The organism is Pseudofrankia saprophytica, from assembly GCF_000235425.2.
Taxonomy (GTDB): Bacteria; Actinomycetota; Actinomycetes; order Frankiales; family Frankiaceae; genus Pseudofrankia; species Pseudofrankia saprophytica.
Genome location: NZ_KI912266.1, coordinates 1,256,414 through 1,275,295, shown reverse-complemented (window position 1 = coordinate 1,275,295; position 18,882 = coordinate 1,256,414). Strand labels below are relative to the sequence as shown.

Below are 18,882 nucleotides of genomic sequence, written 5' to 3'. Positions count from 1 at the left end.
CGGTTGGTCGGCCAGTGGTTGGTGGGTCAGCGGGATGGGAGACGGGATACCCCGATCGCGGTCGCGCCTCCATACGCCCCCCTCCGAGCGTAGGGTCGGCGCGACCGCGGCCGGGCGGGACCGTCCTTGACGAGTAGAGCCCTCCTACTCCACACGTCTGTGGTCCCAACGGCGGAGGGATCCCCATCACCTCCGCCTAGTCTCGACGTCCTGCTCTCTAACTGTCGCCGGTCCAAGCCGCGACTTCGAGGCCTGACCGGCAACGTTATGGGCCCCTACCCAGCTAGGCCGGGCTTACGCGCCCTTTTTGAATAGGTCGGCCGGGACCGTCCTGCCAAGGTTCAGGCATCCGGCGGCCGACTGACCACCGGATTTCGACTTCCCGAGCTGTCAGATGGCCGACAGCCCGCGTGTCTTGCGTCGTGCCCGACCAGCATCCGACGAACCGCACAGGTCACCGTGGCGCCCCTCGAGCGTCTTAGGCGATGATGTCGACCGGGGTGCCGGTCGGCACGGTTCCCGCCAGGCGAGTGATGGCGTCGTTGCTGAGCCGGATGCACCCGTGGGAGACGTCCTGGCCGAGCAGCTGCGGCTGGTTGGTGCCATGGATGCCGATCACCGGATCCTGGCCCTCGAAGGAGTCGAGGGTCGTGGAGAAGCCGCTGAGGCCGAATGCGTACGGACCATACGGACCGCTCGGGTTCGGTGGCTTGAGCAGCTCCGCCAGGTAGAACTGGCCACCCGGCGTCGGAGTGTCCGAGGTCCCGATCGCGACCTTCTCCACAGCGATCGAGGCGCCCGACTTGTAGAGCGTGAGGGTGTGCTGGCCGCGGGACACCACGATCCGGTACGGAGTGCTGCTCGCGGCCACCTGCTCGGCCTTGACCCAGCCGGTCGAGCCGTTCGGCTGGACCGGCAGCAGGACCTGCCACCAGCCCGGCATCTTGGCCGTGACGAGGAGGACGAGCTTCGCGCCGTCCTGATTCGGGTTGGCCAGCCGTAGCTTCGGAGTCGCGGCGGCGCCGGGTGCCCCGGGCGCCGGGTACACCGCGACCGAGTTACCGGTCGCGGTGAGGATCGTGCTGTCCACGCCGACCCCGGCCACGGCGGCCAGCTGGGTCTTCACCGGGTCCGGCATCTGGGTGGGGGTGGCTTCCGGGGTGCCGCCACCCCCACAGCCGGCCGCGGCGACGGCGACCAGAGCCGCCATCACCGCGGCGCGAGCGATCTTGCCGGAGAACCGCATGGATCAGCCGGTGAAGTGCGGGATGCCGGGGACAGCAGCGGCGGGCGGGGCGGTCGGCAGGCTGACCGGAACGGCAGGGAGGGCCGGGGCGCCGGGGCAGGTAGAGAAGCCGACGGCGGGGATCGCGACCAGCAGGACGTTGGTCGCCGCGTCCCATGGCGAGGCGATCACGGCTTTCGAGTGGGTGTTGAGCTTCTGGGTCTCGCCCGGCGCGATCGTCGAGATGCCGCCGCCGAGGTTGATGTCGAACCAGCCGAAGCCGAGTGCCTTGGCGCCGGTGTTCTTGATCGTCCAGTCCGGGCCGTTCGGGCCGCAGGTGGCGGTGATGAGCAGCGGGTTGACCTCGAAGTCCTCGATGCCGTTGATCTCCTTGTCGCAGGGGACCTTGATCGGCGAGAAGGAGTTGAAGGTGTCGCAGCCCTTCTTGAAGTCGATCTCACCGAAGCCCGGGACGACGATCACTCCGGGTGTGCCGGTGGCCGTCGGGCTCGCCGACGTCACCGCGGTGCTGGTCAGGCCGGCCTCGGGCGTCGGCGTCGGCGTCTCCGTCGAGGTGGCCGTGGCCGTGGCGCCGGGCGGGATGACCGCGGGCGGGCTGATGGTCACGCCGAGGCCGTTCGTCACGGGAGTCGCCGTGGCCGTGGGGCTGGCCGACGGGCTGGAGGCCGCTTCGGGGCTGGCACTCGGCGAGGGGGAAGCCGCCCACGCCGGAGCACCCACGGCGATCACCGCCGCGCCGATAGTGCCGGCCACGACGGCCCGCATTCTGGATTTACGCATGAATCCGTCTCCCTCGCAGACCGGCCCGCGCGGTTGCCACCCACGAGGGCTAGTTGGCCCGAGCCGACGGGGGCACTTCCCCTGCGCGCGCACCGGTACCGGTCAGGAACGGTACCAACAAGGCATAGCGGATACACAGGTAGGGTTACGATCTAGCGCTGCCGTTGGGTGTCGGTTTCCACGTAGGAAGCTTGTCCCACCACTAAGGGCGAGTTTTGCCATTGAGTGACAATCTCGCGGCGGGCCCCGCCGACCCCACGCCGGAGTGCGCCAGGCAGGTCACAGCCCGCCTGGTCCGGCGGGCGACCTGTGCGTCCCGTAAGCCGAGCCACCCCCGCACCTACGCGAAACGGCCGGTCCGCCTCCCGAAGGAGGACCGGACCGGCCGTTCTGTCGAGCGTCGCGTGGCGGCTACAGGTGCTCGACCACGAACTCGACCGCGCCGGTGAGCGCCTCCACGTCGGCCGGGTCGACCGCCGGGAAACACGCGATCCGCAGCTGGTTGCGGCCGAGCTTGCGGTATGGCTCGACGTCGACGACGCCATTCGCCCGCAACACCTTCGCGACCGCCGCCGCGTCCACTCCGTCGAAGTCGATCGTGACGACCACCTGCGAGCGATGCGCCGGGTCGGTCACGAACGGCACCGTGTAAGGGGTCTTCTCGGCCCAGGTGTAAAGGATCGAGCTCGACTCGGCGGTCCGGGACACGCACCAGTCCAGCCCACCCTGCCCGAGCATCCAGTCGAGCTGCTCGGCGAACAGGAACAGCGTCGCCACCGCCGGGGTGTTGTACGTCTGGTCCTTGGTGGAGTTGTCCAACGCGGTGGTCAGGTCCAGGAACGGCGGGATCCACCGGTCCGTCGCCCTGATCTCGGCGAGCCTCGCCTGCGCCGCCGGCGACATCAGCGCCACGAACAGGCCACCGTCCGAGCCGAAGCACTTCTGCGGCGCGAAGTAGTAGACGTCCGTCTCGGACACGTCGACCGGCAGGCCGCCCGCGCCGGAGGTGGCGTCGACCAGGTGGAGCGCGCCCTCGTCGGCACCGACCGGCCGGCGCACCCGCTTGGCGACACCGGTGGACGTCTCGTTGTGCGGCGTGGCGTACACGTCGACGCCCGCCAGCGGCGACCAGTCCGGGTGGGTGCCCGGCGCGGACTTCACCACCGAGGGCTCACCCAGGAACGGGGCGCCCTTGGTCGTGTCCGCGAACTTGCCGCCGAACTCGCCGAACACGAGGTGCTGTGCGCGCTCACGGACCAGGTTGAACGCCGCGGCGTCCCAGAACGCCGTGGACCCGCCGACGCCGAGCACGACCTCGTAGCCATCCGGCAGCGAGAACAGCTGGCCGAGCCCGGAGCGAACCCGTCCGACCAGGTTCTTCACCGGCTTCTGCCGGTGCGAGGTGCCGAGCAGCCCGGTTCCGCTCGCGGCCAGCGCCGCGACCGCCTCCGGACGGATCTTCGACGGGCCGCAGCCGAACCGGCCGTCGACCGGCCGCAGCTCGTCGGGAAGAACGATGTCGGTATCAGGCACTGGCTACATCCCCCAGGGGCCGCGGCGCCGGACCGACGTAGCGCGCGGACGGCCGAATGAGCCGGCCGGTGCGCTTCTGTTCCATCACATGCGCGCTCCAGCCCGCGGTCCGGGCACAGGTGAACATGGACGTGAACATATGCGCCGGCACCTCGGCGAAGTCGAGTACCACGGCCGACCAGAACTCGACGTTCGTGCGCAGCGGCCGGTCTGGGTAGCGGTTGGTGAGCTCCTCGATCGCCGCCGCCTCCAGCGCCTCGGCGACCTCGTAGCGGGGCGAGCCAAGGTCGCGGGCGGTGCGCCGCAGTACCCGGGCACGCGGGTCCTCGGCCCGGTACACCCGGTGGCCGAAACCCATCAGCCGCTCGTGGTTGTCCAGCGCGCGCTTCACGTAGCCGACCGGGTCGCCGGTGCGTTCCACCTCGTCGAGCATGGCGAGCACCCGGGACGGCGCGCCGCCGTGCAGCGGGCCGGACAGCGCGCCGACCGCGGCGGACAGCGCCGCCGCGCAGTCAGCGCCGGTGGAGGCGACCACGCGGGCGGTGAACGTCGACGCGTTCATGCCATGCTCGGCGGCCGACACCCAGTACGCGTCGACGGCCTGGACGTGCTTGGGGTCCGGCTCGCCACGCCAGCGGATCATGAACCGTTCGGTGATCGTGCGTGCCCTGTCGACCTCGGTCTGCGGCACCGCCGGCTGGCCGAGGCCGCGGGCGGACTGCGCGACGAACGACAGCGCCATCACGGAGGACCGGGCGAGGTCCTGGCGAGCCTGCTCGTCCGGGATGTCGATCAGCTGGCCGAAGCCCCAGTAGGGGGCGAGCATGGCCAACGCGCTCTGCACGTCGACTCTTATGTCGCCGGAGTGCACCGGCACCGGGAAAGGCTCGGCCGGCGGCAGGCCAGGCTCGAAGGAGCCGTCGACCAGGAGGCCCCACACATGGCCGTAGTCGACCTTGCCGACGAGATCCTCGATGTCGACGCCGCGATAGCGCAGCGCGCTGCCTTCCTTGTCCGGCTCGGCGATCTCGGTCTCAAAGGCGATCACGCCTTCCAGACCGGGCTTGAAATCGCTTGTCTTCTCGGCCATCGAGTCCGGATCTCCGCTCTATGTATCGCAGTGATTGCGTCCCCCGCGGCGAGCATCCTGCCGCCCGGGGCCCGGCGACGCCACGAACAGGCCCCGCCGACCATCCAACCCCTGGCAGGGGACGATCGTCCTGTCCGGGGCCGCAGGGAAACCCCCAGTGACGGGGAGGTGTCGTACTTCACATCCCGCGAAGCGGTCAGGCAGGTGAAACCTGCGTGTTACGGAGAGAACGGCGTACTGGTTCCGCCGGCGGCCTTTACTGCCGCGAGACCGCCGCTCTCTACCGGGAGCTCCGGTTCCCCGTGGCCCCGCGAGCGATGCCAGGATCGGCCCATGGCCGCCCCCGAGCCCGAGCCCACCCGGCCACGGTCTGCTTCGTCACCATCGGACCTGCCCCGCTCTGACTACGCCCACTCCGGTCAGGTCCATCCCGGACCCGCCCGCCTCGCTCGGGTCCCGGCGGAGGCCGACGCCCAGCTCGGCGCCGACCTCGCCGCGGTGCGCCGCGGTTATGGCGGTGGACGGCTTGACGAGAGCGACCTGGCGTCGACCTGGCTGGAGCAGTTCGCGCACTGGTTCGCCGACGCCGCCGCGCCTGGCTCCGGGGTGCTCGAGCCGAACGCCATGGTCTTCGCCACCGCCGACGCGGCCGGCCGGCCGAGCGCCCGTACGGTCCTGCTGAAGGGGTTCGGCGCCGAGGGATTCCTCCTCTTTACCAACTACACGTCCCGCAAAGGTCGGGAAAGCGCCGCCAACCCGCACGGCAGCCTGGTCTTCCCCTGGTACTCGCTGGAACGCCAGGTGATCGTGGTGGGGACCGTGGAGCGAGTGTCGGTGCAACGTTCTGCCGAGTACTTCCACTCTCGCCCCCGGGGCAGCCAGTTGGGCGCCTGGGCCAGCCACCAGTCGGCGGTGCTCTCGTCCCGGGAGGAGCTCGAGCGCCGCGACGCGGAGCTCGTCGAGCGCTGGCCGCCCGGGACGTCGATCCCGGTCCCGCCGTTCTGGGGCGGGCTGCTCGTGGTCCCGGAGACCGTCGAGTTCTGGCAGGGCCGCCCCGACCGCCTGCACGACCGCCTCCGCTACCGCCGCACGGCCCCACTTACCGGTAGGCCGGCCAGCGCGGTGGCAGCGGACGACAGTGAGGGGAGGTCGACCAAGGTGGACAGCGAGGAATGGTGGACAGTCGAGCGGCTCGCACCCTGACCCGGAATGGGCACGTGTGCCCCGCCGCCATGGCCGAGGTCCGTTCCCGGCTGCGCGACTGACGATGACCGCTCCAGCCCGAGCGGCTGACCAGGGCGACCGGTCACGTGCTGGAGGACGGCCCAACCAGAGCCGCCAGCGGGCTTGATCGCCAGATGTGTATCGAAATCCGAACTGGCGGGGCTTGGGCATTCGGATCCCGGTACACATCTGGCGATCATGGTTGGCCGGCGGAGACGAAGAAACCCCGGCTCGGGTCGAGCCGGGGTTTCTTGCGGGTCTTGCGGGTCTTGCGGGTCAGTCGCTCAGCCGAAGGCCTGCGCCGGGTGGGTGCGGGGGCCTAGCGCAGCGGGCGCTCCGGGGCGGCCTGGGCGGCCTGGGCGGCGATGGCGTCCACGTCCGCGTCCTGGGCGGCGGAGCGGGTCGACATCGGGACGTAGGAGCGCTCGTCGTAGCCGACGTAGAGCTGGCGCGGGCGGGCGATCTTCTGCTCGGGGTCGAGCAGGCCCTCCTCCCACTGGGCGAGCCAGCCCGGCATCCGGCCGATCGCGAACAGCACCGGGAACATCTCCACCGGGAAGCCCATCGCCTGGTAGATGATCCCGGTGTAGAAGTCGACGTTCGGGTAGAGCTTGCGGCTGATGAAGTAGTCGTCCTCGAGCGCGATCCGCTCCAGCTCCATCGCCAGGTCCAGCAGCGGGTTCGTGCCGGTGACCTTGAACACCTCGTCGGCGATCTGGCGGATCACCCGGGCGCGCGGGTCGTAGTTCTTGTAGATCCGGTGGCCGAAGCCCATCAACTTCTTCTTGCCGTCCTTCACCTGCGCGATGAAGCCCGGGATGTTCTCCGGCGAGCCGATCTCGCGCAGCATCCGCAGCACCTGCTCGTTGGCGCCGCCGTGCAGCGGGCCGTAGAGCGCGGCGATCGCCGCGGCGGCGGCCGAGAAGGGGTCGGCCTCGGAGCTGCCGACGGCGCGCATCGCGTTCGCGGAGCAGTTCTGCTCGTGGTCCGCGTGCAGGATGAACAGCACGTCGAGGGCGTGCTCGAGGACCGGGTCCGGGTCGTACTTGAGCTCCGTCGCCTTCCACATCATGTTGAGGAAGTTGCCGGCGTACGACAGGTCGTTGTCCGGGTAGACGTACGGGAACCCGACGGAGTGCCGGTAGGAGTACGCCGCGAGCGTGGTGATCTTCGCGATCAGCCGGACGATCTGCAGCCGGCGCAGCCCCGGATCCTTGATCTTCTTGGCGTCCGGGTAGAAGGTCGACAGTGCGCCCACGGACGAGACCAGCATGCCCATCGGATGGGCGTCATGGTGGAAGCCGTCGATGAACTTCTTGATCGACTCGTGCACCAGGGTGTGGTGCGTGATCTCGTCTTCCCAGGTGAACAGTTCGTCCTTGGTCGGCAACTCTCCCGCGAGCAGGAGGTAGGCGACCTCCAGGAAGCTGCTCTTCTCCGCGACGTCCTGGATTGGGTAGCCGCGGTACCGCAGGATGCCGGCGTCGCCGTCGATGAACGTGATGGCGCTGCGACAGCTCGCCGTGTTGGTGAACGCAGGGTCGTAGGTCATCAGCCCGAAGTCGGCGTCGTCGACCTTGATCTTGCGAAAGTCGGCCGCGGGCACGGCGCCGTCTTTAATCGGAATCTCGTAGCTACGACCGGTGCGGTTGTCGGTCACGGTCAGGGTGCTGACCTGCTCGGACACGCCGGGCTCCTCTCGCTGTGGCAGCGCAGTCGGTCGACGGGCTGGCACGACGCCGGCGCCACGAGTCCGGGTAACGGAAGCCCTCGCGCCGGTTTGCTGGCAGTTCGTTACTCCCAAGTCTGGCCGCTCGGCGCGCCACATGCGCGTGATCGGAGTGGAACATCCGACGTGGGTTGCGCCACCCGGTCCGTCCCGCGTAGCCGGGTTGGTCTGCTGCGTCGCCACAGCCATGCGTAGCGCCCTGAGCTAGCCACAATTCGTGGTCGTAACGCTCGTCGACCTTGGTTCCGGTAGCTCTCGATCGTTATTGGTGGGAACGCGTTGTGTATCAGGTATCGCCTGGCGTGTGCCCGTAGTACCGGATTGCCCGCCCGGTCCCCACTGCCCTTGGCATCGCTTCGAGAGGACGGCAAAAGAGTCTATTTGCCGATATTTGAAATTACGTAGAGTAGTTTAAAACGCACCGAACGAGACCATCTGGCCCCGGTCGAGCTCGACGAACGGTCGGGCCCAGCGCGCCGAGGCGGTCAGCCCTGGCTGGGCAGTGGAACGGCGGACGGATCGTCGTCCGCCCGGTCGCGTAGCCAGGCCAGCACCGCCAGGATCCGGCGGTTGTCGTCCGCGGTGACCTGAAGATCCAACTTCGCCAGCACGCTCGCGACGTGGTTCTCCACGGTCTTCGGAGAGAGGTGCAGCACGGCGCCGATGCCCTGGTTCGACCGTCCCTCCGCCATGTGGCGCAGCACGGTCCGCTCTCGGGCGGTCAGCCGGGCCAGCGAGCTCGCCTGGCGGCGATGCTCGAGCAGCGGGGCGACGATCTGCTCGTCCACAACCAGCCGGCCCGACGCGACCCGGCGCAACGCGTCCAGCAGCGTGTCGACGTCGTCGACCCGGTCCTTGAGCAGGTAGCCCACCCCGCCGGAGCCGTCGCCGAGCAGCCGCACGGCGTGCGGTGCCTCGGCATACGTCGACAGCACCACCACGCCGATCTCCGGGTGGGTCGCGCGCAGCCTCTCGGCGGCCCGCACGCCCTCGTCGACGAAGGTCGGTGGCATCCGGATGTCGAGGATCACCGCGTCCGGGGGATCGGTGGCGACGGCGGCCAGCAGCGCCTCGGCTGTCCCGGCGGCGACCGTCACCTCGACGCCGACGCGGCGCAGGAGGAGGACCAGGCCGTCGCGAAAGAGGGCCGAGTCGTCGGCGACGGCTACCCGCATGAGAACCCCGTCGCTCAGGTGATCGGGATGGCCGCGGTGAGCGTCGTGCCGCTGCCCGGCGGGCTGCTGATGGTCAGACGGCCACCCAGCGCGTGGAGCCGGTCGCTCAGCCCGGCGAGGCCGCCGTCCGGCGTGGCCCGCGCGCCGCCCTGGCCGTTGTCGGTGACGGTGAGGGTGAGGGTGAGGGGGGTACAGGTGATCGTGACGGCGGCGGCGGTGGCCTGGGCGTGCTTGACGGCGTTGGTGAGCGCCTCGCAGGCGGTGTAATACGCGCTGGCCTCGATGGCGGGGGCGAGACGTTCGTCTGGGGCGGTGATGGTGATCGCGAGGGGAAGCGCGTCCGCGACGGCCTCGAGCGCGGGGGCGAGACCGCCGCCGGCGAGGAGGGCGGGGTAGAGGCCGCGGGCGAGGGTGCGCAGCTCGGCGAGGGCGGCGGCGAGGTCGCCGCGGGCGGCGTCCAGGGCGGCGAGGGTTTCGGGCTCGGTCGTGGTGTGGCGGGCGACGCCGAGGCGGGTACCCAGCGCCAGGAGCCGTTGCTGGGCCCCGTCGTGGAGATCGCGTTCGAGGCGGCGGCGGGCCTCGTAGGCGGCCGCGTTGGCGCGGGCGGACGAGGCGACGATCTGTTCGAGACGGGCGTCGGCGGTCGCCTTCAGCCGGACGTTCTCCAACGCGACCGCGAGCGCCTTCACCGTCACGTCGACGAAGTCCCGGGGTCCGCCCTGCCGGGCGTTCAGGACGACCACCGCGAGGGGGCGGCCGTCACGGTCGCGCAACGGGAATCGGACGATGCCCTTGGCGGGGTCCGGGGGATCAGCCGGCGCGCCGTTCGCGACGATGTAGCGCTTGTCGTCCTCGACCCACAGATGGATCTCGCCCGTCGGGTCACCCAGCGCCGTCCGCAGCACTCTCCTGACGTCCGCCAGCGACGGCGGCACCGGCAGTGACGCCAGCAGCAGCGTGGTCCGTTCGCGGGCCAGCCGGCAGCGCACCGCCGCGGCGGCGAACGATCCGGGGATCGCGAGCAACGCGAGGACCGTCGGAAGGTATACGCGGCCCCCCGGCGCCATCCCGAACAGCGTGGTGAGGAGGCAGGCCGTCGCCAGCACGAGCATCACCGGGGCCAGGAAGCGGCACTCGGACCTGCTCGTGCGTATCTGCCCGTCACTCGGTGGCGAGACCAGAGACCACGCCATGTCAGCACACCCTCCGATGCTGAGGAGCCATGTCATAAGCCTGACACGGTCCGTCACAGCCTCGGCGCCAGGATGGGGGTAACCACCTACCTCGTCGTCCAGATCCGCCCGTTGGTGGTCTTACGTCGCCCGAGCGGTGGCTTCCGAAGGGTCGTCCGGGCGAGAGCTCGCCGATGGTCCCTTCCGCCGGGCCCGCGAGGGGGCCCGGTACATCCTGAGCTTCGCTAACGAGTACCGTCGGACGATGGAGACCGCGGCGATGCCCGAACTCGCGTCGGCGTTGCGCTTGTCCGTCATGCGGCTGTCCCGACGGATGCGTCAGGAGCGTTCCAGCAGCCTCTCGCCGACGCAGATCGCCGCGCTCGCCACGCTCGAGCGGCACGGCCCGATGACGCTCGGCGAGATCGCCGCGCACGAGCGGGTGCAGCCGCCGTCGATGACCAGGGTCATCACCTATCTCGCGGACGCCGGCCTGGCCGCGCGGTCCGCGCATCCCACCGACGGCCGTCAGGTCATCGCGGAGATCACCGCGGCCGGCCGCGCCCTGCTCGAGTCCGACCGGCGCCGGCGGGACGAGTGGCTGGCCGAGCGCCTGACCCAGCTGTCCGATGACGACATCGCCGCGCTCGGCCGCGCGGCTCCCATCCTCGAACGCCTCGCCGGGTCCTGACCCTCGCCGGTTCCGACCCTCGGTGGCGCCCCCGCCGTGCCGGTGTTCCCCCCACCGCCCCGGCGCCCGGCCTGGCGGCCGTCACAGCTCGACCCAGCCGCCGCTGTCCCGCGAGCGGCGCGCGGCGTCTCGCAGCCTGGTGACGGTCAGCAGGTCGTGCACGGTGGCGCCGCGGACCATCGCGGGGTCGCCCAGCTCGACCGCGCGCACCAGGTCGTAGGCCGCCTCGACCAGGCCTGGACGGTCGGAGGCCGGGGCGGGTGTCCAGACGGTGCGCACTCCGTCGTGGTCGGCCAGCCGGACCCGGCGGCCCTCGACGACGATCCGCCCCCGCTCTCCACACAGCGTGAACGTCGCCTCGTCGAGCGTCCCGCCCATCTGCTCGTGCACCAGGACCGTCGCGCCGCTCGCGGTCAGGAGCGCGAGGGTGACGGGCGCGGTCTCCGTGAGCCGGCGCGCCGGCATGACCTCCGGATCGGCGCACACGGCCAGCACGTCGCCGCACCAGCGGACCGTGAGATCGAGGATCTCCGCCCGGCCCAGCGGCCCGGACGGCGCACCCACCACCGTCATCTGGGTGAGGCGGCCGAGCGTGGGCACCGATTCCTGCACGTGCCAGGCGGCCGGCCATGCCCGGTCGTCGAAGGCGACGACATGGGCGAGGTCCGCGTCCTCGGCGACGTCGGCCACGGCGCGCAGCGCGGCGGGGTCATCGGTCACCGCGCGCACCATCAGCACGTGCAGCCCCGCCTCGGCGGCTCGCTGGGCGATCAGATCCGAAGCCGGCGGCGCCAGCTCGATGCACACGGCCTCGATGTCGTCCGACAGCAGCGCGACCAGGTCGGCGTAGGCCCGCGGCGCCTCGATGTCCGCCGCCCAGGCCAGCGACTCCAGCGGCTCGGGCGCGAGCAGCCCGACCACCTCCAGCCCGGCCTCCCGCAGCAGCGCGGCGGTCGCGCGCTCCGAACCGTCGGTGACCAGCGCGGTGACGACCGGCAGCCGCGCGGGGTCCGCCAGGCGCCGCGCGGCGCGCTGTCGCTCCCGCCAGGCCCGCGCGACCATCGGGTCGCGCGGGCCGACAAGCTCAGGCACGGTGGTCATGGCTAGAGATAGTGCCCCTGCCCGGCGCCCGGTGAAGGCCGCTCCGCGCGAGCCATGCCGGCGAATCCCGCGGCGGCAGGGCGCTTCGGCCGCTGGCGGCCGGGGTGAGGACCAAGGAGGACGCGATGTCCGCTGAGCCGACCGCGGCCGGGCGGGGCCTCGCCCGGGAAGCGCCGCCTTCGGGTGTGACTTCCGCGACTCCTGTGACCTCCCGGACGTCTATGACCTCCGCCACCTCCGCCACCTCCGGGACGTCCGGGGGCCGTCCGGCCGGGGCGAGGCTGTTCGTGGCCGTCACACCGCCGGTCGAGGTGATCGAGGCGCTGGTCGCGGCGGTCGGTCGGGCCCGGCCAGTGGCGCCGGCACTGCGCTGGGTCGACCGGGAGCGGATCCATCTGACATTGGCGTTCCTCGGCCCGGTCGACGACGCGCCGCGCGCGGATCTGGCTGATCGGCTCGGCCGGGTGGCGCACCGCCACCCTCCGGTCGCCGTGGAGCTGGCGGGGGCGGGCCGGTTCGGGCACCGGGTGCTGTGGGCGGGCGTCACCGGCGAGTTGGCCCCGTTGGCCGCCGGGGTTCGGCGCGCGGCGGCCAAGGCCGGGATCGCTGGCCTCGACGATCGGCCGCTGCGCGCGCACCTGACGTTGGCGCGGGCGCGCGACGACCGGCGGCCGGGACAGGACGGTGGCGGCCGAGCCGCCTCCGGACGGGAGCGGGGGCCGGGCGCCGCCGACCTGGAACCGGCGCTGGTGGCGCTCGGGGAGCTGCCGGCACTGGCGTGGACGGTCGACCATTTCGATCTCGTGAGGAGCGTGCTGGGCCCTCATCCGCGCTACACCGTCGAGTCCACGTGGCCTCTGGTTGGGGCCTGATTCGACCTCGCCCAGCGGTCAAAAATCCACTTTGTTCAGTCAAGTACTTGAAAAGTGAATTACAACACATCATGAAAACGTTGGCGGCCGCGCTACGAGTGTGTTTCCGTTGCTTTCGTGCTGAAGCCGGCCTACCTGGTGACCAGGGGCTACATCGACCTGCTCCGGGTCGCCTCCGCGGCCTGTCCGGTCCGCTGAAGACCCCGTCGCCCTAGCCGCCAGCCACTCCCCGCTCGCCCGCGTCGCCGGTCTCCCGGCGTCGCGGCCGACCACCTCGCGCCGCCAGACCGGTCGCGAACCAGACCTCCTCGCCGCGCCCGTCGACGAAGCCGGCGGCGAGCACGAGGTCACCGCCCCCGGCCGGCGCAGGTCCGTCCCAGCTTCGAGCCATCCCCGCTTCGAGCCGACCCCACCGGCGCAGCCATCGTCACGCCGCCGCTCGTCCCGCGCCGCCCTGCCTGAGGAGATCCACATGCCGCCGCAGCCCGCCACCGTCCCCGCGCCTCCGACCTCGCCGCGGGTGCCCGCGCTCGCGACCATCCATACCGTCCGCCGTCCGGCGGGCGCGCCGGACGAGCCCACCGGGGCCGGGGCACGTGCCCGGGCCGGTGCGCCGGGCGGCCCCGCCGAGCGCTTCGACCTTCGCCAGCTCCATCGCGCCCCCGTCGCCGTGCGCGCGGTGACCGGGGCCGCAGCGGCCACGTCGGGAGCCGGCGGCAGCCCGTTCGGCCCGGCCGGGGCGTCGGGCGGGCGCGGCGGGCTCACGGTCGACCGGTCCGCCTGGGCTGCCTGGCTCGACGGTGAGCTGCTGGACCTCACGTACCTCGAGTTCGAGGTGCTCGACTTCCTGGTCCGCCACCCCGGCCGGGTGTACTCACGGGCGGCGCTGCTTCGCCACGTCTGGGGACACCACGTCGACGACGACCCCGGCCAGGCCGGGCGCACCGTCGACGTGCTGGTGACCCGGCTGCGCCGCAAGCTCGGAACCGAGCACCGATTCCGGATCGAGACCGTCCGCCGGGTCGGCTATCGCTACCGTCCCGCCGCGGCCGACAGGCTCGGCTGACGGCGCGGTGGGCCGGGACGGTGGCCTCGGTGCCGCCGTACCGGCCCCATCCGCGTGATCCTGGTCCAAATCACCTCGAGTTCTGGCTGCATGGTGGCGGCGGGAACTGTTGGGTAGAGACGTGAATCCGTCGACGGAGTTCGCCGAGAGCCCTCCGGCCACGCGAGGCCTCGCCCTCGCGTGGCCGTCGGCGGGGAAGGGCTGGTGGGGCACCCGATGACGGACGCGGACTTCCTCGCGGATGTCGACCCAGCACTGGCCGAGGTGCCGGACACGGCCCGGGAGCCACGGCCGGTGGTGCTGGGCCGCCGCGCGCCGGGGGCCGCGCCCACCGTCGACGCGGGGGCGCTACGGCAGGTCTTCCGCCGGCACGCGGCCGGTGTCGCGGTCGTCACCCTGACCGGGCCCGCCGGCCCGGTGGGGTTCACCGCGACGTCGGTCACGTCGCTGTCGGCCGCGCCGCCGCTGCTGTCGTTGTCGCTGTCGGCCACGTCGTCGAGCGCGCCCGCGATGCTGGCCGCCGAGACGCTGGTGGTGCACCTGCTCTCGTCCGATCATGAGGAGATCGCGCGCCGGTTCGCGACGAGCGGCGTCGACCGGTTCGCGCCGCCGGTCCGCTGGCGCACCCTGCCGACCGGCGAGCCGGTGCTGTCCGACGCGGCCGTGTGGCTGCGGGCGAGGATCGAGCATCGGATCGCGGCCGGCGAGAGCTACCTCGTCGTCGCCGAGGTGGTGGACAGTCGGATCGACCGGACGGACGAGCCGCTCCTGTACCACGACGGCCGTTACGGCACGATCTCCGAGGCGCTCGCGCGGAACGAGGCACCCGGGTCAGACCCGGCTCCCGAGGGTTAGTAGCCCGTGCGCCTGACGGCGCACCCTGATCGGGTGAAAACTGTCTGTGGATCGTCTGGCTGACGTCGTGCCGCCTTGGCGCGTTCCGGAGCCCGTGGGTTAGTAGGACGCTGGGGATCTGATCGACAGGCACCCGGAACTGTTGCCTCGAGCACGTGAATCAGACTCTTGACCTGGTAGATCCCCGCCGGGCGGTCCGCCCCGGTCGGGACCAGGCGGGAGGTGCCACGTGGACGACGTGGTGCATGAGCGGTGCGCGGGCATCGACATCAGCAAGGGCGACGTGAAGGTCTGCGTCCGGCTGCCGGGGGCGGGCCGACGTAGGAAGAGCGAGGTCCGGACGTTCTCGACGATGACCCGGGATCTACTGGTGATGCGGGACTGGCTGCTCGCCGAACGGGTCACGGTGGTCGGGATGGAGGCGACCGGCTCCTACTGGAAGCCGGTGTTCTACCTGCTCGAACACGACCTGGAGTGCTGGCTGCTCAATGCCCGGCACATGAAGTCCGTCCCCGGGCGTAAGACCGACGTGCTGGACTCCGAGTGGATCTGCCGGCTCGTCGAGCACGGCCTGGTCCGTCCCTCGTTCGTGCCCCCGGAGCCGATCCGTCAGCTGCGGGACCTGACCCGCTATCGCACCGAGATCGTCCGGGAGCGGACCCGGGAAGCCCAGCGGCTCGAGAAGCTCCTTGAGGATGCCGGAGTCAAGCTGTCCCTGGTCGTCTCCGACCTGCTCGGGGTCTCCGCCCGCGCGATGCTCGAGGCGCTGATCGCCGGTGAACGCGACGGCCAGGTGCTGGCCGAGCTCGCGCTGGGCTCCATGCGCCGCAAGCGGACCATCCTCGCCGACGCGCTCAGTGGCAACTTCAACGAGCATCACGCGTTCATCGCCCGCACGATGCTCGACCGGATCGATGCCTGCCGCGCCACCGAGGCACGCCTCGATGCCCAGATCGACGAACAGGTCCGTCCCTTTCGCCGCCAGCTCGACCTGATCGAGACCGTGCCCGGCGCGAGCCGGCGCACCGCGCAGGTCATCCTCGCCGAGATCGGCGCCGACCCGGCCCGGTTCCCCTCGGCCGCCGCGCTGGCGTCCTGGGCAGGGATGTGCCCGGGCAACAACCAGTCCGGAGCCACCGCCCGCAACGGGCCGACCCGCCACGGCGACCCCTGGCTCAAGGCCGCCCTCGGCCAGGTCGCCGTCTCGGCCGGCCGCACGAAGGGGACCTACCTCGCGGCCCGTTACCGGCGGATCGCCGCCCGCCGCGGCAAGAAACGAGCACTGGTCGCTGTCGGCCACTCCGTTCTCATCTCCGTCTGGCACATGCTCACCACCGACCTGCCCTACCAGGACCTCGGCCCCGACCACTTCATCAACCGCCTCGACGACCGCGGCAAGGCCCGCACCGCCCGCCGACTCGTCGACCAGCTCGGCCAACTCGGCTACCACGTCACCCTCCAGCCCGCCCCCGTTCCGGCACCTGGGTGACGAAACGGGGCCGACTCACTGAGTTTTCGAATCAGCGGCGCGGACCGGCGCGCGAAGACGCCCCGGCCGGCCGCGGAGCGGTTCAGGCGTCAGCGCGCGGCGGAACGGTTCAGGCGTCAGAGAGCCACGGAGCGGTCAGGCGTCAGGGCGCGGCGAGCTCTCGCGAGCGTCGCGGAGGCGGTTGCGGCGCCGGATGACGATGACCAGGCCGAGCAGGCCGAGGCCGAAGCCGCAGGCCGCCGTGGCCAGCCACCACAGGTGTCCGTCCGCGCGCAGGTCGCCGGTGAACGGCAGCATGACGATCAGTGCCACCAGCCACACCATCGTGCCGACCGCGACGGGAACGACCCCGTCCTGCGGCAGGGGAGCGAGACCGCCCGCGCCGTCGTCCGGCTGAGGCGGCGGGCCGTCCGGCCGCGCGGGCGTCTCCGAGGGGCCGTTCGGCTCCCGGCCCACCGCGCCGGCGCCCTGGCTCGTCGTAGCGTTCGCCTCCACGCTGGGGACGTTACCCGGCCACGCGGCCCGCGACTGTCCTGGTGACGCGCGGACCGTGGGCCTCGACCGCCGGGGCCGCGCGGTCAGGCGTCCGCGCCGCGGGCGACGGGGGCCGACTCGCCGGACGGCGTGAGCCACGCGTCGAACGAGCGGTGGGTCACCGACTCCAGCAGGCGGATGTCCTCCGCGAACAGGTCGACGACCCGCGCGCGCAGCTCGGGCGGCGGGCGGTCGTCCGGCTGGCCGGGCTCGCCGGCCGGCCCGGCCGCGGCGTCGAGCCCGACGCGCGCGTCGGGAGCCGCACCCTCGCGGACATCGAGGAAGCCGCAGGCCCGATGGAAGACGGCGCCCGGCCCGGCGATCAGGTCCGGATAGTGCACGAGCAGCACCTGACCGGGGCTGTACAGCGTGTACAACCTTCTCAGCTGGTCGCCGTAGCGGCCCAGCTCGGCGTAGCGCCATGTCCAGCCGGAGCCGGCACTGGCACGCTCCGGCTCGGCGAGCAGCGCCGCGACGAAGTCGGCCAACGGCTCGGCGCCGGTGGCCCGCGCGCGCCGCCAGGCGGCGTACGCCCGGTCGACCGGATCGCGCAGCGCCACCAACAGCCGCGGGTAGGCCGTGCACTCGTGTAGCCGCCGCTGCGCCGTGAAGTCCGCGAGCAGGTATGGCGCCAGCACGCCCTGGCGACCCCCCGCCGCCCGCCCGTCCGCGACGCCGGTCACTCCGTCGGTACCCCAGACGTCGCCGTCGGTACCCCAGACGTCGCCGGCCGGTGCTCCCACCGGCACCTGCCGCGGCTCGGTGAGCCGCAGGCCGGGATGGCGCGCGAGCACGGCGACGAGCCGCGTTCCGCCCGTCTCGGGCGGGGCGGCGACGACGAAGTCAGGCCGCGTCGTCCTCACCCCCCGGCTCGCCTCTGACGCATGATCGTAGCCCGGCCACGACACCCACCTTCGGGGGTCGCACTACACCACGGCTCGGCCGCGCGCGGAGGCCGACGCCGGCGTGTCGAGCGGGGGGAGCCCGAGGTGATCGCGCAGGGTCGTGCCCTCGTAGTCGGCCCGGTAGACGCCGCGCTCCTGTAGCAGCGGCACGACGGTGTCCACCAGGAGGTCCAGCCCGCCCGGGGTGACGTGCGGGACGAGGATGAAGCCGTCTGACGCGTCCGCCTGGACCAGGTCGTTGATCGCCGTCGCCACGGTCGTCGGCGAGCCGACAAACGTCTGTCGCCCGGTCACCTCGATGATCAGCTCTCGGCTGGTGAGGTTCTTGGCCTCCGCGAGCGCCCGCCACTGGGCGGCGATGGCGATCGGGTCGCGGAACATCCGCACGCTCGCCCGGCCACGCGCGACGGTGTTCTCCCCGACGACGGGATCGAACGCGGGCAGGGGGCCGTCGGGGTCGTGGTCGGACAGGTCGCGGTTCCACAACTGCTCGAGGAACTTGATGGCCGTCTGGCCGCTGACCTGCCTGCGCCGGACCTCGTGGGCCAGCTCGGCCGCCTCGGCGTCGGTGTCGCCGAGCACGAACGTCGCCGCGGGCAGCACCAGCAGCGACTCGGGCGCACGCCCGTAGCGGGCCAGGCGTCCCTTCACGTCGGCGTAGAACGCCTGCCCGGCCTCGAGGGTCGCGTGGCCGGTGAAGATCGCGTCCGCGCTGGCCGCGGCGAACTCGCGGCCCTCCTCGGAGTCGCCGGCCTGGAAGATGACCGGGCGTCCCTGCGGGCCGCGCGGCACGTTGAAGTGGCCGGAGATGTCGAAGTACGGGTCGTGGTGGTCGAACGTGCCCGGCAGCGGTCGGCTCAGGAACTGGCCCGTGTCCCGGTCGGCGACGATCTCGTCACCCGTCCAGGAGTCGACCAGCTCGAGCGCCGTCGTCAGGAACGCCCTGGCCCGGGCGTAGCGCTCCTCCTGCGGGAGGTAGCCGCCCCGGCGGAAGTTCTCGCCGGTGAACGCGTCCCAGGAGGTGACGACGTTCCAGGCCGTGCGGCCGCCGGAGAGGTGATCCAGGCTGGCGAACTGCCGGGCGACCTCGTAGGGCTCGTTGAAGGTCGAGTTGATCGTGCCCGTCAGGCCGATGCGATCGGTGACGGCGGCGAGCGCGGCGAGCACGGTGAACGTGTCCGGGCGGCCGACGACGTCCAGGTCGTAGATCAGCCCGTTCTGCTCGCGCAGCCGCAGCCCCTCGGCCAGGAAGAAGAAGTCGAACTTGCCCCGCTCGGCGGTCTGCGCGAGGTGGCGGAACGAGGCGAACTCGATGTGGCTGCCAGCGTCCGGGTCACTCCATACAGTGGTGTTGTTCACGCCGGGAAAGTGCGCCGCCAGGTGGACCTGCTTGATCGGCTTGCTCATCTCGGGCCTCTCT

At 71.8% G+C, this 18,882-nt stretch carries 18 protein-coding genes; 6 read left to right on the top strand and 12 right to left on the bottom strand.

What is annotated here, in order from left to right; all coding sequences use genetic code 11:
* Positions 1-478 precede the first annotated feature (478 nt).
* From FRCN3DRAFT_RS0205585 to FRCN3DRAFT_RS0205570, 4 genes are all read right to left on the bottom strand, one after another.
* The gene (locus FRCN3DRAFT_RS0205585; RefSeq protein WP_007516990.1) at positions 479-1,246 is read right to left on the bottom strand and encodes a L,D-transpeptidase; all 768 of its coding nucleotides are present in this window, start codon (positions 1,244-1,246) and stop codon (positions 479-481) included.
* A 3-nt stretch (positions 1,247-1,249) separates the two neighbouring features.
* Entirely contained in the window at positions 1,250-2,026 is a 777-nt protein-coding gene (locus tag FRCN3DRAFT_RS0205580) for a hypothetical protein (protein ID WP_007516993.1), read from the bottom strand.
* Between the two features lie 411 nt (positions 2,027-2,437).
* Positions 2,438-3,559 (bottom strand): phosphoserine transaminase, encoded by a 1,122-nt coding sequence (gene serC, locus FRCN3DRAFT_RS0205575; RefSeq protein WP_007516994.1) that lies wholly within the window; start codon positions 3,557-3,559, stop codon positions 2,438-2,440.
* Complete coding sequence (locus FRCN3DRAFT_RS0205570; RefSeq protein WP_007516996.1) at positions 3,552-4,649, bottom strand: citrate synthase 2; 1,098 nt, start codon at positions 4,647-4,649, stop codon at positions 3,552-3,554. The genes serC and FRCN3DRAFT_RS0205570 overlap by 8 nt, the downstream gene beginning before the upstream one ends.
* A gap of 333 nt (positions 4,650-4,982) precedes the next feature.
* Here FRCN3DRAFT_RS0205570 and pdxH point away from each other — a divergent pair, with 333 nt between their 5' ends.
* Positions 4,983-5,852: a pyridoxamine 5'-phosphate oxidase gene (gene pdxH / locus FRCN3DRAFT_RS42825; RefSeq protein WP_007516998.1), complete on the top strand. Its 870-nt coding sequence runs from the start codon at positions 4,983-4,985 to the stop codon at positions 5,850-5,852.
* A gap of 340 nt (positions 5,853-6,192) precedes the next feature.
* Here the strand turns inward: pdxH and FRCN3DRAFT_RS42820 are convergent, their stop codons facing one another.
* The 3 genes from FRCN3DRAFT_RS42820 to FRCN3DRAFT_RS42815 all read right to left on the bottom strand — a co-directional run bounded on the left by FRCN3DRAFT_RS42820 (position 6,193) and on the right by FRCN3DRAFT_RS42815 (position 9,970).
* A complete protein-coding gene (locus FRCN3DRAFT_RS42820; protein WP_007517001.1) occupies positions 6,193-7,560 on the bottom strand; it encodes a citrate synthase in 1,368 nt (455 codons plus the stop codon).
* Between the two features lie 527 nt (positions 7,561-8,087).
* Positions 8,088-8,777: a response regulator transcription factor gene (locus FRCN3DRAFT_RS0205555; protein ID WP_007517003.1), complete on the bottom strand. Its 690-nt coding sequence runs from the start codon at positions 8,775-8,777 to the stop codon at positions 8,088-8,090.
* A 14-nt stretch (positions 8,778-8,791) separates the two neighbouring features.
* Entirely contained in the window at positions 8,792-9,970 is a 1,179-nt protein-coding gene (locus FRCN3DRAFT_RS42815; protein ID WP_007517005.1) for a sensor histidine kinase, read from the bottom strand.
* Between the two features lie 244 nt (positions 9,971-10,214).
* On the opposite strand from FRCN3DRAFT_RS42815, the gene FRCN3DRAFT_RS0205545 reads away from it, so the two are divergent.
* Positions 10,215-10,640, top strand: coding sequence for a MarR family transcriptional regulator (locus tag FRCN3DRAFT_RS0205545; RefSeq protein WP_027140290.1), 426 nt, complete (start codon positions 10,215-10,217; stop codon positions 10,638-10,640).
* Between the two features lie 81 nt (positions 10,641-10,721).
* Here FRCN3DRAFT_RS0205545 and FRCN3DRAFT_RS0205540 read toward each other — a convergent pair whose 3' ends face one another.
* A complete protein-coding gene (locus FRCN3DRAFT_RS0205540) occupies positions 10,722-11,741 on the bottom strand; it encodes a Gfo/Idh/MocA family oxidoreductase (RefSeq protein WP_007517008.1) in 1,020 nt (339 codons plus the stop codon).
* Between the two features lie 287 nt (positions 11,742-12,028).
* Here FRCN3DRAFT_RS0205540 and thpR point away from each other — a divergent pair, with 287 nt between their 5' ends.
* Positions 12,029-12,613, top strand: coding sequence for an RNA 2',3'-cyclic phosphodiesterase (gene thpR, locus FRCN3DRAFT_RS42810; protein WP_035926449.1), 585 nt, complete (start codon positions 12,029-12,031; stop codon positions 12,611-12,613).
* Between the two features lie 211 nt (positions 12,614-12,824).
* Here thpR and FRCN3DRAFT_RS0205525 read toward each other — a convergent pair whose 3' ends face one another.
* On the bottom strand, positions 12,825-13,004 hold the full coding sequence (locus FRCN3DRAFT_RS0205525; protein WP_027140289.1) for a hypothetical protein: 180 nt from the start codon (positions 13,002-13,004) through the stop codon (positions 12,825-12,827).
* Positions 13,005-13,085: 81 nt separating this feature from the next.
* Between FRCN3DRAFT_RS0205525 and FRCN3DRAFT_RS0205520 the strand changes: the two genes are divergently transcribed.
* The 3 genes from FRCN3DRAFT_RS0205520 (at position 13,086) to FRCN3DRAFT_RS0205510 (ending at position 16,023) form a co-directional block, all read left to right on the top strand.
* Complete coding sequence (locus FRCN3DRAFT_RS0205520; protein ID WP_007517011.1) at positions 13,086-13,679, top strand: winged helix-turn-helix domain-containing protein; 594 nt, start codon at positions 13,086-13,088, stop codon at positions 13,677-13,679.
* A gap of 216 nt (positions 13,680-13,895) precedes the next feature.
* Positions 13,896-14,534 (top strand): flavin reductase family protein, encoded by a 639-nt coding sequence (locus tag FRCN3DRAFT_RS42805; protein WP_051466149.1) that lies wholly within the window; start codon positions 13,896-13,898, stop codon positions 14,532-14,534.
* A gap of 229 nt (positions 14,535-14,763) precedes the next feature.
* A complete protein-coding gene (locus tag FRCN3DRAFT_RS0205510; protein WP_007517014.1) occupies positions 14,764-16,023 on the top strand; it encodes an IS110 family RNA-guided transposase in 1,260 nt (419 codons plus the stop codon).
* A gap of 135 nt (positions 16,024-16,158) precedes the next feature.
* On the opposite strand, the gene FRCN3DRAFT_RS51060 is transcribed toward FRCN3DRAFT_RS0205510, so the two are convergent.
* From FRCN3DRAFT_RS51060 to FRCN3DRAFT_RS0205495, 3 genes are all read right to left on the bottom strand, one after another.
* Positions 16,159-16,518, bottom strand: coding sequence for a DUF2530 domain-containing protein (locus FRCN3DRAFT_RS51060; protein ID WP_007517016.1), 360 nt, complete (start codon positions 16,516-16,518; stop codon positions 16,159-16,161).
* 83 nt (positions 16,519-16,601) lie between these two features.
* Complete coding sequence (locus FRCN3DRAFT_RS42800) at positions 16,602-17,420, bottom strand: sulfotransferase domain-containing protein (protein ID WP_007517017.1); 819 nt, start codon at positions 17,418-17,420, stop codon at positions 16,602-16,604.
* A gap of 63 nt (positions 17,421-17,483) precedes the next feature.
* On the bottom strand, positions 17,484-18,869 hold the full coding sequence (locus FRCN3DRAFT_RS0205495) for an NtaA/DmoA family FMN-dependent monooxygenase (RefSeq protein ID WP_007517018.1): 1,386 nt from the start codon (positions 18,867-18,869) through the stop codon (positions 17,484-17,486).
* Positions 18,870-18,882: the final 13 nt, after the last annotated feature.